Raw genomic sequence first — 16,539 nt, forward strand, 5'->3', positions numbered from 1 at the left:
GCGCGCAGCGAATTCGTCCCAGTCGCTGCGCAATTCGTCACGGCTCCAACGCCATTTATGTCCCCAGTTCTGGGCAACATCCATTTCACGCAACCGCGTGGCGATGACCTACCTGCGCCAGCCAAAGCGGGGTCGACGTGATTTCAACCTTTCGATCTCTCTCAAGAGATCATCGAGCTTGAGGTTCTGATCAGCAAGATTCGCTTGAACGGAGGCCAGCTCGGCAGCCGACTTTCGTCGTTCCTCCCGAACGAGTTCCTCGACCATGCGCGCAAGTGTGATTGCTTGCTCGGCGTCTGACTTCCGCCGCCCCTCTTGAACACGCTCCTCGACCATGCGCGCAAGTGTGATCGCTTGCTCGGCGTCTGACTTCCGCCGCACCTCTTGAACAAGCTCCTCCACCATATCCGTCAGCTTGATGGCCTGCTCGTCTGACGCCTTGCGCCGATCGTTCGACGCCGATGCAATTGCCGCTGACAACATGAACGTTGCCTTGTCGAACCCGTCTCGGATGGAATCGAGGGTATCCAAATCCTGTTCGTTTTCGCCAAAGCGAACCCAACGGCTCGTGATTTCAAAAGCTTGGCTCAGTCCACCCGGCACGAACAGCTGATCCAGCCTGCCCGAAGGCTGACGGTGATGGCGATGCTTGTCCGACAAAAGGACGTCGATTTCTCCTGCGGCCTCATCGATCGAACGCGGCCAGGGCAAATCCAGCTCTGCCTGCATCTTGTCCGCCAGCAGGCGCCAGTCGCCGAGCAGATCATCATAGGTGGTAAAGACCCGGGATTGTCCACGCGTGGCGAATTCGGCCTCCAGAAGGTGCCGCATCCATAGCAAGTGGCCAAGGCTCGGGTCGATCTTGTCCCGGACTTGCAGCGATGCCGCCACCTCCAGCGGATTTCGGATCGGCAGCACGAATAGTGGAGTCACCCCCATGCCAGCGAGGACATCGCGCCAAAAAGCGGCCAATCGGCAAATGCGAGGCTCTTTGAGAACGAATGGGCGCGTTCCGTTGAACTCGGACCGGAGAATGTCCAAGGCTTCATTCTTGAACGTGGCTGCCGCTTGCGACCGGTGCCAGCCAGCATCAATCGGCCTCCAGTCGTCCCAGGTGGTCCCTAGCGAACCGAGGATCCGTTCATTCAGCGAAACGACAGGAGACGGCTCCCAATGGCCAGTCACGTTCCATTCGTTGCCGCCGAGTGGCGTTGCCGGCAAATCGATTCCCAACAAGCCCAGCATCCGCGTGAGCGCACTGGTGCCCGAGCGGTGCATACCGAGGACGACGACGCACCGTCGGTCGGCCGATGCGCCAGAAGCTGGATTTACGGGCAAGACATTGTTTGTCAAAAGAGTTCTCTGAATTTCATGATTGCAATGGCGCGTCGCCGCGGTCGGATCGCATTGTCAGGTCGAGGCGAGAACCGTCTGCATTCACGATCGCCCGAAGGCAATAAGCCGGCCGCCCTTCTTACACCGGTCGCTATGTCAGCGTGGACGGTCAGGGCATGGGCACCTACACGCCGAACAAGAGCGAGCACGTGCGCAAATTGACGGAAGCCTGCATCGGCTGGCAGCCACAGCGCAGCGATAGAGCTACCCGGCGATCGATCCGATGACGAGTGCGCCCATGATCAGGGCTGTGGCAACTATTGCCAGCATGGTGATCGTCTGAATGGCCCCGATAGCGGCACCTGCCGCCACCACGCCAACCAGGGCTACAGCAGCGACGAACGCCAGCACGGGCCTTTTTCGGACGACTTCGATCATGGTGCTCGATCCTTCTTTTCGCGCACACTCTAACCGCTCGCATTTGAAATGCCATATCGCGAAACTGCGACATGAGGACTGGCTGCAGGAGGAAGCTCTAAACAACCAGCTCATGATGGCGACCAGCCGACGGCGCGAGGACAAGTCGCCAAGGCAGGTCGGCCTGTTGCCGTGCAAGCCTCCGCGCGCTCGTCTCGCATTGGTAAGTTCAGCGAAACGACCAACCATACGACGGGATGGTCGTGGCTACCGAAAAGATCGAAGCATGCCACCATGCCGCTCAATTGGTGGACCGATTGCCCGACTCGCGCAATGTAACGGCCATGATCGCCTTTCCGATCAGCGAGGTCTCTGCTTCAACGCAGGCGGCATAGACCGCTGTGCGAACCCGGTGCACCTCCTTGTCGTCCGGCGCAGCTGCGACCGCGAATTCGATAAGACTGGCGGCGAGCCGGGTCTGGCCTTGCCTGCAAAGCGTTTCCGCGCGTCCGGCCAGCGTCGCTACGCCGCCGGCGAGGTTGGCGATCTCGGTTCCCAGCTCAAGATCGGACGCAGGCTTCAAATGCGCCGGATTGGCGTCGAACCAGCCGGCATAGAGGTGCCAAAGGCCGCGAACGACGAATTCCGGATCGTCGTACTTCGGAAGCAGATATGGCTTGGCGAGTAGTTCAGCCGGCGGCTTGACCCGATGCAAGATGGTATTCAGCGAATGCCCCTCATTCATCATGTCGAGCGTCTGTTTGACCAGGCTCTCCAAGACGCTTGCGCCATCGTCAAGCAGTTGGGCAGCGCGCCGGGCGTCGGCGATCACGGGACCGTGGCCCGGCACCAGCACCGCAGGCGCCAGGCCATGCATCTGGCGAAGAACGCCGGCCCAGTCATTGGCAAAGCGCTGGACCTTGCGCGGGTTGCCGGCGTTGGGGAAAACCCAGATCACGAAATCGCCGCTGACCAGAACCTTCTTTTCCGGAAGCCAGACGAAGGTTGCGTCGTCGGTCTCGCCGCGTCCGTGGCGTAGCTGGAGCCGAACCCCGCCGATCGTCAGCGTCAGCTCCTCGTCATAGACCTCGTCGGGGCGCCGATGCTCGCCGGGGAAGGTGTAGCCGGCCTGGTTGAACTGACGGCCCATGATGATCGTGTTCAGATCCTGGGTCTCGTCGTAGCGTTGGAAACGATGGAGCACGTTGCGGTGCGCGATGATGCGCGGCCGCGGAACGCCGTTGTCGTCGGCCTCCCTGTCGAGAAGCCGGGCGCCCCAGGTGTGGTCGATGTGGCCGTGGGTATAGATCACCGTGTGGACCGGGCTCTTGTCCCAGGATCTGACCGCCGTGAGCGTTTCCTGGGCAGTCTCCCGGCTGCCGGTGTCGATCATGACCAGCCCGGCTTCGGTGCGAATGACCGTGACATTGCCGAAGAGATAGCCGGTCGAGACGACGATGACATCGCTCGACACTTGCTTGATCGAGCCGCCGCTGACGGCCGCCGTCCATTCTTCCATGGGCGATTCGCCGTTCCACACGCGGTCGACAATCGCGTCGATTTGCCGGGTATCCATCATCAGCTTCCAATCATCTTTGTACTCGACCTCCTCGCCAACGCTGGCGAGCAGGCTGCTCTCCCCATCAAGAAGTCGCCAGACATCCCTCAGGTATCAGAGCATACGATCCCGGCCCGCCCGATGAAATCGCTGCGCATCACTGTCGGGCGCCGTCCGGTTCAACGATGGGCAACGAAGGGTTGAATTTGTCCATCAGGTCAGCCGGAGTTTTCGAGCTTGAGTGCGTATTTCTTCAGCCCGTCAGTGAAACCCCCGTTGCGGACCGGTACGACCGACATTGACACGTCGGCAGTCGGATCGCTTCGCCCACAATCCAAAACACATCAGGAATCTTTTCGCCAAAGGTACACGCGCGCTCCAGTGTACGTCTTGGTGTACACCCGCGCTTGAAACGGACTAAAATATAAATGAAATCAATAACTTAGTGAATGGTGGGCCCGGAGGGACTCGAACCCCCAACCAAGCGGTTATGAGCCGCCGGCTCTAACCATTGAGCTACAGGCCCCACGCGGGCTGGATAGTGTCTTTTTGACTCCGGCACAAGCCATCTTCGCAGCTCTCTTGCACGCCGCCGCAATCCACCCATAATCCGACCCTATCCGGCATATCCGCAAGGGCATCCAGAATGGAGAATATTATGAATCGCAAATACATGGCGCTGATGCTTGCAGCAGCGCTCGCGCTTCCCGCCGCTGCCGCGCGCGCCGACAACCAGCCGCCGCCGCGCATCATCGTCACCGGCGAAGGCGAGGCCAGCGCGGCTCCCGATTTGGCATTGCTTTCGCTCTCGGTGATGCGCGAGGCCAAGACCGCGCGCGAGGCGCTCGACGCCAACAACGAGGCGATGGCCGCAGTCATTGCGGCGATGAAGGCCGCCGGCATTGCCGACCGCGATCTCCAGACCTCGGGCATCCAGATTTCGCCGCGCTACAATTTCACCAACAATACCGACGGCAGCCAGACGGCGGAACTGGTTGCCTACCAGGTCACCAACACGCTCTCGGTGCGCATCCGCGACATCGCCAAGGCCGGCGAAGTGCTCGACAAGGCGGTTTCGCTCGGCGTCAACCAGGGTGGCGGCATCACCTTTGCCAATGACGATCCGTCCAAGATCATCACCGAGGCGCGCAAGCTGGCGGTCGCCGACGCCATCGCCAGGGCCAAGGTTCTGGCCGAGGCGGCAGGCGTCAGTGTCGGCAAAGTGCTCGAAATCGCCGACCAGTCCTTCGTCGGGCAGCCGATGCCGATCCAGGCCAAGTCATTCGATCGCGCCGGCGCCGCCGCAGTGCCTGTCGAAGCCGGCGAAAATGCCTACCGCGTGCAGGTCAACGTCATCTTCGAGCTGAAGCAGTAGCCAAAGGCCCTCCCGCACCCCGAAGACCGGCAGCGGCCTTCGGGGTGAGCGTGTGCCCTCGGGCGAGGAAAAGCGTGACGCGGTTTTCCGTTCGGAATTGCGGCAAGACAAGAGCGCGAATCGAAGCGAACAACACGCCAAACGCGCAATGAGACAACTTGAACAATGAAAAACCCCGGAGGCCAGGCCTCCGGGGTTTTGTTGGAGCCACCGCCCGACCCTGAGGTCAGGGGCTCCCGCTACTGTGGCGCTGGCTTACCAACGAACGACCGGGCAGTTGGGGGAGCGGGCGAAGCTGACCGAGATCCGTTCGCCGAACTTGCGGCCGGCAACCGTGATCGTGCGGCGATTGACATCGACGATGCGGGCGCGGCGCAGGCCCATGCGGTCGGCCTTGTCGAGCGCGCGGTCCGGCGAGCAGGCGCGGTTCCAGCGATCCTTCGGGCGACCCCAGCGGTTGTCGTTGCGATAGTCGTTGCGGTTGTCCCAGCGGCCGCCGCCGTGGCGACCGTCGCGATCCTGGACATAGATGCCGACATCGGCATGGCCCTGGCCAAGGTTGAGATAGAGGCCTTCCGCCTGGGCGGAGGCAGGGATGGCCGCGAGCGTGCCGAGGCCGATGACGGCCGAAAGCGCTGCGGTCTTGATCTTGTCGAACATGGTCTTCTCCTTGGTCCCTAAAACGTTTCGCCTGAGCGATGACCACACAATGCCAAGCTCAAGCTGAACCGATCTCGAACCGAATATTCATTTTCGGTTCATCTGCCAATCCTTTGAAATTATTATATATTTTCCAGAGAATCGCGCCAGCGCCCCCACCCCGGCCCACATTCAACAAGTGAACCCGGCTGCAATGTGGCGGCCGCTGCGGCTTACGGCTCGTCCTCGAGCATATGGTCGAAATAGTCTTCCGGCTCGGCCAGGTCGTCCTCAGAGGCCGTCACCGTGCCACGCACCGAAATGCCGGCTTCGTGCACGGTTTCACGGCTGCCCGAAACAAGGTGGTGCCACCAGTAGAGATCGTGGCCCTCGCCGACCAGCCGGTAGGCGCAGGTGCTTGGCAACCACGAAATGGTCCGCACGTTCTCCGGCGTCAGGCCGACGCAATCGGGCACGCGCGCCAGCCGGTTGGCGTAGTCGGCGCAGCGGCAGCTGTCGCTGTCGAACAGCCGGCAACCGACGCTCGTCCAGTAGATTTCGCCGGTGTCTTCGTCCTCGAGCTTGGACAGGCAGCACTTGCCGCAGCCATCGCACAACGCTTCCCACTGCGATGGGCTCATCGCCTCCAGCGGCGTGGTTTTCCAGTATGCTTCATCCATGGCGTGGCATGTGGCGCGCCTCGCGCCCGGCGTCAAGCAAATGCGGCTTTGGCGTTCATCGCCAGTTCAGCGATGTCACGATAATGCCATGTTGCTGTCGGGCAAATGCCCCGAAACGATGCGACTCCGCCAGGGAACCAATGCCGGTTCCGCAGGTTTGGGCGCGGAACGGGACTTTTACCTTGAGGAGACTTCCAACGATGAAACGCCAACCACGGATTCTCGCAGGCACGGCTATCGGCCTGTTCATGGCATCCGCGCCGTTGGGCGCCATGCCGCTGCCGGCTGGACCGCTTGCGGCCAATGGACAGGCCTTGCCGCTTGTGCGGGTGCAGGCCGAATGCCAGGACGGCGAATCGGCGGAAGCTTGCGCGGCGCGCCAGGGCGGCGGCCAGCAGGAACAGGCACCCGCACAGGAACAGGCGCCCGAGCCAGCCCCGCAACCCGAACCGCAGCCCGCGCCGGAACCACAGCCCGAGGCGCAACAGCCCGCACCCGAGCCACAGGCCGAAGAGCCGGCGCCACGCCGCAAGCAGCGCCAGCAGCCAGCCGCCGAAGAAGCCGCTCCGCAGGAAGCAGCGCCAGAGCCACAGGCCGAAGAGCCCGCGCCAAGGCGCAAGCAGCGGCGCGAACAGCCAGCCGCTGAGGAAGCTGCGCCGCAGCAGGAACAGGAAGCAGCCCCGCAGGCCGCGCCAGCGCCCGAACCGCAGGCGGAGGAGCCTGCGCCCAAGCGCAGGCCGAAACGTGAGCCAGCCGCCGAAGCTCCCGCCCAGGAACAGCCTGCGCAAGAGCAGCCGGCCCAGGAACAGCCTGCCCAGACGCCCGAAGTTGCGCCGCAGCCGGAGCAGCAGCCCCAGGCCGAACAGCCGGCCCAGCCTCCGGCGGACAAGCCTGCCCAGCCGACGCCTGAGCAGGTCCCCACCCCTGCTCCCTCGCCGGAAACCCAGGCTCCCGCCGGCGAGGCCCCGGCTCCCACCGAGCAGCCGACGCCATCTGAACAACCCGCGACCGGCGAACAGCCGGCACAGCCGGGCGAACAGCCCGCGGCCGGCGAGCAACCCCAGCAGCCTGCCACGGGTGAGCAGCCGCAGCAGCCCGCCACCGGCGAACAGCAGCCGGCACAGCAGGGCGAAGCGCCTGTGAACCCCAACGAAGCGCCGATCCTCGACAGCGCCAAGGAAGCGCCGCCTGCCCAGGATGGCGCGGGCCAGCAACCGGCACAGGAGGGCCAGCCGGCCCAGCCCGCGCCTGAGGGCCAGGGCGGCGCCCAGACGGCTCAGCCACAGCCGCAGCCGGTCGATCAGGGACCGCCCCCTGTCGACGACAAGGCCGCCACCGAACAGGCCCAGCCCGCTCAGATCCAGCCGGTGACGGCTGAAAAGGGCACCCGTCTCGAACGGGCGCCGGAAATCGACCTTCGCCGCCGCCCGCGTCCCGAAGGTTCTGAGGTGCTGCGCGAGATCGGCGACCGCGTCATCATCCAGCTCAACAACCAGATATTCGTCGAGAGCAACGACCGTCCTCGCCTCACCCGCGATGCGCAGGAGGTCTACTATGACGAACTGCCGGGGGGCCGCACCCGCGAGGTCATCGTTCGTGAAAACGGCAACCAGATCATCACTATCCGCAACCGCTATGGCGATGTCGTCCAGCGTTCGCGCATCACGCCGGATGGTCGCGAATACGTGCTGAGCTATGTCGATGATCGCTACTACGCCGACATGGACGAGTGGCGCGATCCGGGTCTCGACCTGCCTCCGCTTCAGCTGCACATCCCGCGCAACGAGTACATTCTGGAATCCGAGTACGTCGATGGGCCTGACGACTACTATGACTTCCTCGAGCAGCCGCCTGTCGAGCGCGTCAAGCGCCTCTACTCGGTCGATGAGGTCAAGCGTTCGGCCCGCGTTCGCGACATCGCCCGCCGCGTCGATCTCGACACGCTCAACTTCGAGTTCGGCTCTGCCTCGATCCCCGAGGCGGAGGTCAACAAGCTTGAGGGCGTGGCCAACGCCATGGACAAGCTGTTGCAGAAGAACCCGGCCGAGACCTTCCTGATCGAAGGCCACACCGACGCCGTCGGTTCCGACGTCGCCAACCTGGCGTTGTCGGACCGCCGCGCCGAGGCGGTGGCGGATGCCCTGACCAATGTCTTCGGCATCCCGCCGGAGAACCTCAGCACCCAGGGCTACGGCGAGCGCTACCTCAAGGTGAAGACGGACCAGCGCGAGCGTGAAAACCGCCGCGTCGCCATCCGTCGCATCACCCCGCTGGTCGCACCCGTCGCCAGCGCGAAGTAATCGCTGCCATGCCGGAGAGCGGCAACGCTCTCCGGCACTTCCTGCATATTCCACTATCCAAAACAAAGACTTGCGGCAGCCTGATGAATCAGTTGGCGAGCTGATTCAGCCTGCTGGCACAGCCATCCGCGCCAGCCGCGCCCACCACATTTCCCCTCTGCCGGCCGGTCACAATCACGCGATCACCCCGTTTTCGTCATTGATTCGCTGGATTTTGATGCCACCTTTGTCGAGACGTGGTTCCCTGCCCCGTCCCGTCTCCGTCTCAGGAGACACAGGCCCGGCCGAAATCCCCCTCCAGCGGCCGGGCCTTGTTTTGTCCGGCGAGCTGATGCATTCGTTTCGCTGACATCACAAAACTCGTTTCCAATCAATTCGGACGTCTTATGAAACGCCTCGAACTCGCTGTTGAATCCATCATTCTTGCCTCGCGCTGGCTGCTCGTGGTGTTCTACCTCGGCCTTGCCCTGGCGCTTGGGGTGTATGCGCTTTCCTTTGCCAAGAAGCTCTACGAATTCATCGTCAAGGTCATGATCCTCGACGACACCGACACCATTCTGAAGGTGCTGGGGCTGATCGATGCGGCACTTGTCGCCTCGCTGGTGGTGATGGTGATCATTTCCGGCTACGAAAACTTCGTCAGCCGCTTCGACAACCACGACGGCGAAGTTCACTGGCTCGGCACCATCGACATCAGCTCGCTGAAGATCAAGGTCGCCTCGACGATCGTGGCGATCTCGTCGATCCACCTCCTGCAGGTCTTCCTCAATCACCAGCAATACACATCCGAACAATTGATGTGGCTGACCCTGATCCATCTCACCTTCGTGCTGTCGGCCCTGCTGCTTGCCTATATCGACCGTCTGACGGGACTTACCAAGAGCGGCAAGAAGGCGACGGCGGAGGACACCGGCCCGAGCCTCTAGCGCATCGGCGGCGCTCCAGCCGCCTTCCAAACATCAACGGAGGCGCCGAAAGCGCCTCCGTTTTGCGTTTTGCCGGCGCCAGATGGGCCACGCGCTTGCCCGCGCCATGGAACGCTCGGTGATTTCAGGGGTTGTCTACGGCAAGTCGAAGCCGGAGACCGCCATGTACGAGCTCTTTCACGCGTTGCTCGCCAGTCCCTGGGGCGATCCACCCGGCGACGATGACGCCGCAATCGTCGCCCAGGCAACTGCGATCGAGCTGCCTGCACCTGATCTCGATCGGTGTTTCGAGGCCGTCGAACAACAGCTGTTCGACCAGCCATGAGACCCAGCCCTGCGGAGCCAGGCGAAAGCGCTGACCTCCGTGGCAGCAAGGGGTCGGCTTCGCCTGTCAGCGCCTGTCGGCAAAGGGAGAACTCACGTGAACGTCGCCAATCTGCAGCTCGAGGGCCTGTTGATGGCCATCGCATCGATCAACCATGTGCTGGTCAGGAAGGGCGTGCTTTCGGCCGAGGAGATAGACATCGCGCTGCGCAAGGCCGAGGCCAGCGAGACCGCCGAGGAGCGCTCCGGCGGCATGTCGTCATCCAGCCGCGACGCGGTGATTTTCCCGATCCGGCTGCTGCAACTGGCCAACCAGTGCCAACCGGAGGCCGACATTCCGTCTTTCTCGGCCCTGGCCCGCATGGTCGGCCAGATCAAGGAGCCGTACAACGACCAGATGTGAGGCGGCAGCGGACGCAGCATAGGGGGCTCACTGTGCCCGACGTCAGCGCATGTGATCGACGCTCGCGACGACACCGCCATCAAGACGCCCCGCACGACGTCGTCAACGGCGTTCCAGCGCGAAACCGGAGAAGTGTGTTCGCCCGCGTCGATGCCGGCCTCGCCGCCGACCTCAGCACACACTGAAGGTCGGCCTGTCGGGCAAGCTCCGAGCTTTCTCAGGCATCAGACCATGCCGGAGGCGTCCTATGGGGCGCCTCCTTGCATCTTGGACGACGGCTCACACGCCCACCGCATCTGGAGCATAGAGCGCCAGGAACTCCTCGCTCGGGGGGATCGGCTTGATCACGTCGATCAGCACGCCATTGGGATCGCTGACGATGAAGTGGCGCTGGCCGAAGGCCTCGTCGCGCAGCGAGCGCAGGATCGGCAGGCCGGCGGCGGCGAGACGGTCGTGCACGGCATCGACATCCTTGACCTCGAAATTGATCAGCAGGCCGGCCGCGCGGCCCCTTCCCGCTTCCGGAATGGTCTCGTGGTCGCCGTCGACGATGGCGAGGTTGACGCGCTTGTCCTCGCTCGACTGCAGGTGGACGTACCAGTCGCTCTCGAACAGCGGCTGGAAGCGGAAATGCTCGACATAAAAGGCCACGGTGCCCGCAACGTCGCCGGTCATCAGCACGGGATAGTAGCTCGTCGTCTTCATGGCTTTTCAACTCCTCGCAAAAAACATACTGTCTGTATGTTGATACAACTAACATACAGGCTGCATGTATGCAAGAGAGAGCCGAGCGCCGCTCCAACCGCGACCGCACCGAGACGACGCGCGCCCAACTGACGGCGGCTGCGCGCCGGCTGTTCGCCGAGAAATCCTATGCCGAGACCAGCACGCCGGAGATCGTGGCGGCGGCGGGGGTGACGCGCGGTGCGCTCTACCATCACTTCGCCGACAAGCAGGCCTTGTTCCGCGCCGTGGCCGAGGAGGAGGCGGCGGCAGTGGCTGCCGAGATCGAGCATGCCGCGCCCGACGACATGGACGCGCGCCAGGCGCTGATATCGGGCAGCAAGGCCTATCTTGAGGCGATGCAGGCGCCCGGCCGCACCCGGCTGCTGCTGCTCGACGGGCCGGCGGTGCTCGGTCGCTCCGGCATGGACGAGATCGACGCCCGCCACGGCAACCGCACCCTGCGGGAGGGTCTGGCGATCGCCATGCGATCAGGCGCGATGAAGAGACTGCCGCTTGCGGCGCTCACCGGCCAGTTGGCTGCGGCCTTTGATCGGGCCGCCCTCGCCATCGATGCCGGCGCGCCCGATGCCGAGCAGATGGACGTGATATCGGCCGTCATTGAAGGCCTGATGCTGCCCGACAGGGCAATTCCGGTGTGAGGCTGGTTGTGCCTGGCATTGCCGCAAGCAAACAGCCTTGAAATGCAAAAGCCCGGCGTTCAGGCCGGGCTTGCTTTTTGCGATGCCGCCTGGCTCGTCAGCTGAACATCCGTTCGCCCTGTTCGTCGACGAGTTGGCGTCCCTTGGTCAGCGACACCTCGACCGCATCGTCGAGGGCGGCAAAGCGGTCGGCGCGGATGAATTTGTGTTCCCTGACCACGCCGCCGACATCCTTGGAGACCACGCCGCAGGTCTGGAACTGACCACCTTCCTTGTAAGGCGTCGCCTTGACCAAAAAGCCCTTGTACTCGATCTCCTTGGCGACCGCGGTTGCAGCCGGTTCGGCGCCTGCACCGCCACCGCCAAAAAGCCTCTTCAGAAACGACATCGGTTCTTCCCTTTGTTTTCCGAAGCTTAGACGCTTGTCTTGATTCAGTCGAGGCGTTTCGGACAGGCAACGGCAACGGCGCACGCATTGCGTGCGCCGACCATCGCTTGCTCACCCCATCGAGGCGATGATTTCGCGATAGGCGAGCTCGGGGAACGCTTTCATCGTCCGCGTCCGGACATTGCCGCCCTGGCCGAGCATCATGGCGAAGCGCGCCACAACGGCATCGTCGGGCGCATCCGCAATCGCCACCATGTCGCACTCGCCCATGGTGAGATAGAACTGCTTGAACGAACCGCCCATGTCGCCGAGCAGCTTCTTGGCGGCGTCGAGCCGCTTGGGCGAGGACCTGACATCGCGAATGCCCTGGTCCGTCCAGTTGATCAGCATGATGTACGTCGTCACGGCAACCTCCCTCCGGTGCCACGGCGCACGGCGGAAAGCCGGGGCAGGCATCCGGTCATAGCCCTGAAATGCGTCCGACGCTGAATTATCCTCCCCCGAAGCGAGCGGCGCAAGGCGGCCTGTGCGCACGCTCGGCTCAGGCACCCTGGCGCAGGCGCACCTCCGAAGGGGTCGAACCGTAGACACTGACGAAGCGCCGGGCGAAATGCGAGCGCGAGGCGTAGCCGGCAATGCCGGCGGCATCCGAGATGTTGCCTTCGCCACGCGCCAGCATCTCGTGCGCCAGCTGCATGCGCGCTGCGGCCAACACCTGGCGCAGCGACGTGCCCTCCTCACGCAGCTTGCGCCGCAGCGTCGATGCCCCCAGGCCAAATTCACGGCCGATGGCTTGCGCCGTCCAGCGCCGCGACGGCGCGCCTGCCACCAGCCAGGCTGCGCGCTCGGCCAGCGACTGCTCGAACAGGCAGACCGCGGCCGGCACCCGGCGCAGCAGCATCAGCACCTCGGCCAGCCGGTGCCCTGCCAGCGCGCCAGCATGCGAGGACGCGCTGAGCGCGATCGCCGCATGTCCCAGCGCATCGACAAGCTCGCCGCCGAGCGGCACCCTGAGGTCGAAGCCGGAAGGTGTGCGTGCGCCCGGCATCTCCAGCACCCATCTCGGCACGTCGGTGACGTCGACCAGCAGCGATTCGTAGAGGCCGTTGGCCTCGGACGGGATGTTGACAGCGTCGAAGGCCTGTCCCTTCGGCAGCACGAACACGTCGCCGGCGACGAAGCGTTGGCCGGCATCGCCCAGCCAGAACTCTTTTTCGCCCGACAGCACGACGCCGATCCTGTTTGTCTCCGAAACCACGCTGGCGAGCCGCTCGCGCTCGACGCAGCAATAGCTGAACAACTCCCGCGCATGGCTGTGGAAGCCTGGGCCGCGGGCAGTACGGTTGGCCATGGCAAGCGGCTTCAAGAGCTTCAGCAGCCGCTGCGCGTGGCTTCGCTCGGGCAGTTCGATCAGGGAGGTCATCTAGGCAGTCTAGCGTCTCCACCCGCCATGTCGACGGCACTTCGAGCGTTTCGGGCACATCTTCAGGTGCAAAACGGGCACATTGTGGCGCCGGCCAACCGGCATCTTCGCGCAGCAAACGGCGGCACCGCCACCTCATCGCGGCGCCGCAAGCAAGGAGATACGACATGAATCCACGCCAATTTGTCCTCGCCACCGTGACGGCATTCCCGGCCTTCGGGGCAGCGCAGGCCGCCGATATCGAGCTGTGGCGGCTCGACTGCGGCTCGATCAAGGTCAGCGACCTCTCGGCCTTTTCCGACACCTTCCGCTACCAGGGCGAGGAGCGGACGCTGACCGACAGCTGCTACCTGATCCGGCACGACAGCGCCTACATGCTGTGGGACGCCGGCCTGCCGTCTGCGCTTCTTGGGGCTGCACAAGACGCCAAGCCGATGGCGCCGGCGCTCGCCAGGACGATCAAGGACCAGCTGGCCGAGATCGGCGTCGCGGCGGAGAAGATCGCGACGCTCGGCATCAGCCACAACCATTTCGACCATGTCGGCCAGGCATCCGACTTTGCCCATGCCCGCATGCTGATCGGCAAGGGCGACCTCGAAGGCTTCCGCGCCACCCCGCCGGCCTTCGGCGTCGAGCCCACCCTGGTCCAGCCATGGCTCGACGGCACGGCGAAGCTGGAGACGATCACGGGCGACAAGGATGTCTTCGACGACGGCTCGGTGGTCATGCTGGCGACGCCAGGGCATACGCCGTCGAGTTATTCGCTGCTGGTGCGGCTGGCCGACACCGGCCCCGTGCTGCTCAGTGGCGACACTGCGCATTTCCAGGAGCAGTTCGGCAACCGCGGCGTGCCGCCGTTCAACTTCGACCGCGCCGAAACCCTGGCGTCGATGGACCGTCTCGAGGACGCGGCGAAGGCGCTGAACGCAACGCTTGTCGTCCAGCACGACGCAAGCGACATCTCCAAGCTGCCCGCCTTCCCGGCAAGCGCGAAGTAGCGATATCAGGGCGCACTTGGTGCGTCGTGCTTCAGGAAGTCGCCTCGGCCCAGTCGAGGCGCTTTTCCATGAACACGCTGAGCGGATCTTCGCGGTAGTCGCCGAACGGTCCGCGCCGGCGGATCAACGTTCGGTCAGGGCCAGCTTGGCGCCAAGCATGACGAAGGCCGCGGCAAAGCTGCGCCGCATCCAGGTCATGACGCGCACGCTGCCGACCACCTTGTCGCGCATCGCAGCCGCGCACAGGCCGTAGATGGCGAAGATGACGAAGGTCGCCAGCATGAACACCCCCGACAGCTCCAGCATGCGCACCAGCACGTTCGGCTCGTTCGGCGCAATGAACTGCGGCAGGAAGGCGACGAAGAAGATCGACAGCTTCGGATTGAGCACATTGATCAGCACGCCGTCGACCAGCACCTGGCGCGCCGAGCGCGGGTCGGCCTTGTCGTCGATCTTGAGTGCGCCGTGCTCGCGCAGGCTCTGCCAGGCCATGTAGAGCAGGTAGGCAACGCCGGCATATTTGACGATCTCAAACAGCAGCGCGCTTGTGTGCAGCAGCGCAGCAAGCCCGGTCAGCGCCGCGATCAGATGCGGCACGATGCCGAGCGTGCAGGCAAACGCCGCAAGCACGCTGGCCTTGCCGCCGCGCGAAAGCCCCGCGGCCAGCGTGTAGACCACGCCCGTGCCGGGCGACGCGACAATGATAAGGGTGGTCAGCAGGAACTCGATCGACACGGCTCTCTCCCCTTTGTTGACAGGACCTTAGTGGATCAGGCCAGGCGGCGAAAGCCACCCGATTTCGCGTGATTTGCGTTTTGTGTGGAGTCCCACCATGCAGGGCATCGCAGCGCCGGTGCTGATGACCTTTGTCGTCTCGGCCATCGCGACGCTGAACAGTCCTGGCCGAAGCGGGCGGCGTACGCCCCAACATCGACTATGCGCTGGCGGTGATGATGCGCATGTTCGGACTGCCGATCGGCTACGAAACAGCGTTCTTCGCCATCGCGCGCTCCACCGGCTGGGTCGCCCACGCCATCGAGCAGCTGGCCTCGGGAGTGTTGATCCGCCCGCGCGCCGCTATGTCGGGCCGGCGCTGGGACGTGGCGGCAGCTAATCTGGGCGCGTAGCTGACAAGCCGCAGGCGTGGCACGGCAAGGGCGTTCGCGATACGCTTCAGGCATGTGAGAGGGACAGGCACATGATGCGCAAGGAAATCCCGGCGAAGAGCCCCGAGGCTTATGTCGAGGTCTTGAGCGGCTGGCGCCGCGAGATCGTCGAGGACTTGCGCGCCGCCACCCGCGCAGCGGGCGATCCCGAGGCGCGCATCAAATGGGGCCACATCGTCTGCTTTTCCAACGGTCCGGTCCTGCTCGTCCGCGCGGAGGAAGCGCGCGTGCTCTTCGGTTTCTGGCGCGGCAAGCGCCTGCGCCACATCGAGCCGAGACTGAAAGCCGGCGGCAAATATGAGCTCGCCACCATGGAGTATCGCGAGGGCGACACGGTGGACACAACACTTGCCGAAAAGCTCGTCCGCGAAGCGATGCGGCTGAACGCCGAGGTCGGCGACCCGACGGAAAGCAACTAGGCAGGTATGCCAGATAGCCGGCAACCGCCCGGTGCCGCAATCGCGCCACAGTGACAGGCGAACCAACTGGCTGCATCAGAAAGCCGGGTCGCATGACGCCTGCCGTGAAACTGGATCCCAGCTGGCTCGTCTCGGTGGCACTGCATGCCCTGCTGCTGGCGGCCACCCTGCTGTTGCCAAGGCCACAGCCATTCAGCTTGCCAGCCGAGGACGCGGTACCGGTCGAACTGGTCGCGCCCGTGCCCGAAACAATTAAGTCGCCGCGCCAGCCGAAAGCTCCCGCCGCACCGCTTGCGCCTGTCACCCCGGTCACGCCGAAGCTCGACGCGCCTGCCGCCCAGCGCCCCGCCATGGTCAAGGCGCACAGTTTCTACGCGGCCAAGCTGCTCGCCGACCCGCGCAGCCGCCGCGCCAGGCAGGCACTCGCAACCTTTGCTCCAGACGAGCGCGCCATCCAGCTCTGCAACATCGAGGCCATGGAGCAGATCCATCGCTGGAAGGCCGAGCTCCACCCCGATCTCGTGGTTCCCTATGCAACCGACAGCCTCAGGATCGACGGCGGCTCGATCCACGCGGAAGGCGGAGCCTTCCGTGCCGGACGCCGCTGGTACGGCCTGACATTCTCTTGCGATGTCGCCGAAGGCAATGTCGCGGCTTTCGAGTTCGGCGTAGGCGAGGCAATCCCCGAGGCCAGGTGGGCCGAATACAACCTCGTCGCCGGCAACCCGGAAGATTAGCTCCCCCAACGAAAAAGCCCGGCTGGAGCCGGGCTTTTTGCATGATGGGCAACGATCTGCTGCCGA

Annotated in this window: 19 protein-coding genes, 1 tRNA gene and 1 pseudogene; 10 read left to right on the forward strand and 11 right to left on the reverse strand. The window is 64.1% G+C overall.

The genetic code is table 11. The annotated features are described in order from the left end of the window. Positions 1-108: 108 nt before the first annotated feature. The 4 genes from PCJ21_RS06275 to PCJ21_RS06290 all read right to left on the reverse strand — a co-directional run bounded on the left by PCJ21_RS06275 (position 109) and on the right by PCJ21_RS06290 (position 3,836). Positions 109-1,353 carry a sulfotransferase family protein gene (locus PCJ21_RS06275; RefSeq protein ID WP_269930518.1) on the reverse strand — a complete coding sequence of 415 codons (1,245 nt, stop codon included), beginning with the start codon at positions 1,351-1,353 and terminating at the stop codon, positions 109-111. 246 nt (positions 1,354-1,599) lie between these two features. Then, positions 1,600-1,773, reverse strand: coding sequence for a hypothetical protein (locus PCJ21_RS06280; RefSeq protein ID WP_269930519.1), 174 nt, complete (start codon positions 1,771-1,773; stop codon positions 1,600-1,602). A 280-nt stretch (positions 1,774-2,053) separates the two neighbouring features. Continuing rightward, entirely contained in the window at positions 2,054-3,328 is a 1,275-nt protein-coding gene (locus PCJ21_RS06285) for an alkyl sulfatase dimerization domain-containing protein (protein WP_269930520.1), read from the reverse strand. Between the two features lie 432 nt (positions 3,329-3,760). Beyond that, positions 3,761-3,836 (reverse strand) — tRNA-Ile (locus PCJ21_RS06290). A 132-nt stretch (positions 3,837-3,968) separates the two neighbouring features. Between PCJ21_RS06290 and PCJ21_RS06295 the strand changes: the two genes are divergently transcribed. Next, complete coding sequence (locus PCJ21_RS06295) at positions 3,969-4,685, forward strand: SIMPL domain-containing protein (RefSeq protein WP_269930521.1); 717 nt, start codon at positions 3,969-3,971, stop codon at positions 4,683-4,685. A 255-nt stretch (positions 4,686-4,940) separates the two neighbouring features. On the opposite strand, the gene PCJ21_RS06300 is transcribed toward PCJ21_RS06295, so the two are convergent. Both PCJ21_RS06300 and PCJ21_RS06305 read right to left on the reverse strand, forming a co-directional pair. Further along, on the reverse strand, positions 4,941-5,345 hold the full coding sequence (locus tag PCJ21_RS06300; RefSeq protein WP_269930522.1) for a hypothetical protein: 405 nt from the start codon (positions 5,343-5,345) through the stop codon (positions 4,941-4,943). Positions 5,346-5,557: 212 nt separating this feature from the next. After that, positions 5,558-6,004, reverse strand: coding sequence for a YcgN family cysteine cluster protein (locus tag PCJ21_RS06305; RefSeq protein ID WP_269930523.1), 447 nt, complete (start codon positions 6,002-6,004; stop codon positions 5,558-5,560). 200 nt (positions 6,005-6,204) lie between these two features. Here PCJ21_RS06305 and PCJ21_RS06310 point away from each other — a divergent pair, with 200 nt between their 5' ends. The 4 genes from PCJ21_RS06310 (at position 6,205) to PCJ21_RS06325 (ending at position 9,957) form a co-directional block, all read left to right on the forward strand. After that, positions 6,205-8,304 (forward strand): OmpA family protein, encoded by a 2,100-nt coding sequence (locus PCJ21_RS06310; RefSeq protein ID WP_269930524.1) that lies wholly within the window; start codon positions 6,205-6,207, stop codon positions 8,302-8,304. A gap of 386 nt (positions 8,305-8,690) precedes the next feature. Next, positions 8,691-9,230: a TIGR00645 family protein gene (locus PCJ21_RS06315; RefSeq protein WP_269930525.1), complete on the forward strand. Its 540-nt coding sequence runs from the start codon at positions 8,691-8,693 to the stop codon at positions 9,228-9,230. Positions 9,231-9,312: 82 nt separating this feature from the next. Beyond that, positions 9,313-9,555: a hypothetical protein gene (locus PCJ21_RS06320; RefSeq protein WP_269930526.1), complete on the forward strand. Its 243-nt coding sequence runs from the start codon at positions 9,313-9,315 to the stop codon at positions 9,553-9,555. A gap of 96 nt (positions 9,556-9,651) precedes the next feature. After that, entirely contained in the window at positions 9,652-9,957 is a 306-nt protein-coding gene (locus tag PCJ21_RS06325) for a hypothetical protein (protein WP_269930527.1), read from the forward strand. 279 nt (positions 9,958-10,236) lie between these two features. Here the strand turns inward: PCJ21_RS06325 and PCJ21_RS06330 are convergent, their stop codons facing one another. Continuing rightward, positions 10,237-10,662 (reverse strand): VOC family protein, encoded by a 426-nt coding sequence (locus PCJ21_RS06330; protein WP_269930528.1) that lies wholly within the window; start codon positions 10,660-10,662, stop codon positions 10,237-10,239. A gap of 68 nt (positions 10,663-10,730) precedes the next feature. On the opposite strand from PCJ21_RS06330, the gene PCJ21_RS06335 reads away from it, so the two are divergent. Continuing rightward, complete coding sequence (locus tag PCJ21_RS06335; RefSeq protein ID WP_269930529.1) at positions 10,731-11,342, forward strand: TetR/AcrR family transcriptional regulator; 612 nt, start codon at positions 10,731-10,733, stop codon at positions 11,340-11,342. A gap of 97 nt (positions 11,343-11,439) precedes the next feature. Here the strand turns inward: PCJ21_RS06335 and PCJ21_RS06340 are convergent, their stop codons facing one another. From PCJ21_RS06340 to PCJ21_RS06350, 3 genes are all read right to left on the reverse strand, one after another. Further along, a complete protein-coding gene (locus PCJ21_RS06340) occupies positions 11,440-11,730 on the reverse strand; it encodes an HlyU family transcriptional regulator (RefSeq protein ID WP_269930530.1) in 291 nt (96 codons plus the stop codon). 111 nt (positions 11,731-11,841) lie between these two features. Further along, positions 11,842-12,135: a GYD domain-containing protein gene (locus tag PCJ21_RS06345; protein ID WP_269930531.1), complete on the reverse strand. Its 294-nt coding sequence runs from the start codon at positions 12,133-12,135 to the stop codon at positions 11,842-11,844. A 136-nt stretch (positions 12,136-12,271) separates the two neighbouring features. Further along, on the reverse strand, positions 12,272-13,153 hold the full coding sequence (locus PCJ21_RS06350) for a helix-turn-helix transcriptional regulator (RefSeq protein ID WP_269930532.1): 882 nt from the start codon (positions 13,151-13,153) through the stop codon (positions 12,272-12,274). Positions 13,154-13,320: 167 nt separating this feature from the next. Here PCJ21_RS06350 and PCJ21_RS06355 point away from each other — a divergent pair, with 167 nt between their 5' ends. Further along, entirely contained in the window at positions 13,321-14,151 is an 831-nt protein-coding gene (locus PCJ21_RS06355) for an N-acyl homoserine lactonase family protein (protein ID WP_269930533.1), read from the forward strand. A gap of 123 nt (positions 14,152-14,274) precedes the next feature. Here PCJ21_RS06355 and PCJ21_RS06360 read toward each other — a convergent pair whose 3' ends face one another. Beyond that, positions 14,275-14,886 carry a LysE family translocator gene (locus PCJ21_RS06360; RefSeq protein WP_269930534.1) on the reverse strand — a complete coding sequence of 204 codons (612 nt, stop codon included), beginning with the start codon at positions 14,884-14,886 and terminating at the stop codon, positions 14,275-14,277. Positions 14,887-15,050: 164 nt separating this feature from the next. On the opposite strand from PCJ21_RS06360, the pseudogene PCJ21_RS06365 reads away from it, so the two are divergent. From PCJ21_RS06365 to PCJ21_RS06375, 3 genes and pseudogenes are all read left to right on the forward strand, one after another. After that, positions 15,051-15,265 (forward strand): annotated as a pseudogene (locus tag PCJ21_RS06365) (citrate/2-methylcitrate synthase); the annotation flags it as partial. Between the two features lie 84 nt (positions 15,266-15,349). Beyond that, positions 15,350-15,736 (forward strand): DUF1801 domain-containing protein, encoded by a 387-nt coding sequence (locus PCJ21_RS06370; RefSeq protein ID WP_269930535.1) that lies wholly within the window; start codon positions 15,350-15,352, stop codon positions 15,734-15,736. Positions 15,737-15,840: 104 nt separating this feature from the next. Next, a complete protein-coding gene (locus PCJ21_RS06375) occupies positions 15,841-16,473 on the forward strand; it encodes a DUF930 domain-containing protein (protein ID WP_269930536.1) in 633 nt (210 codons plus the stop codon). Positions 16,474-16,539: the final 66 nt, after the last annotated feature.

Origin of the sequence: Aminobacter sp. HY435, assembly GCF_027568395.1 — a bacterium.
Taxonomy (GTDB): domain Bacteria; phylum Pseudomonadota; class Alphaproteobacteria; order Rhizobiales; family Rhizobiaceae; genus Aminobacter.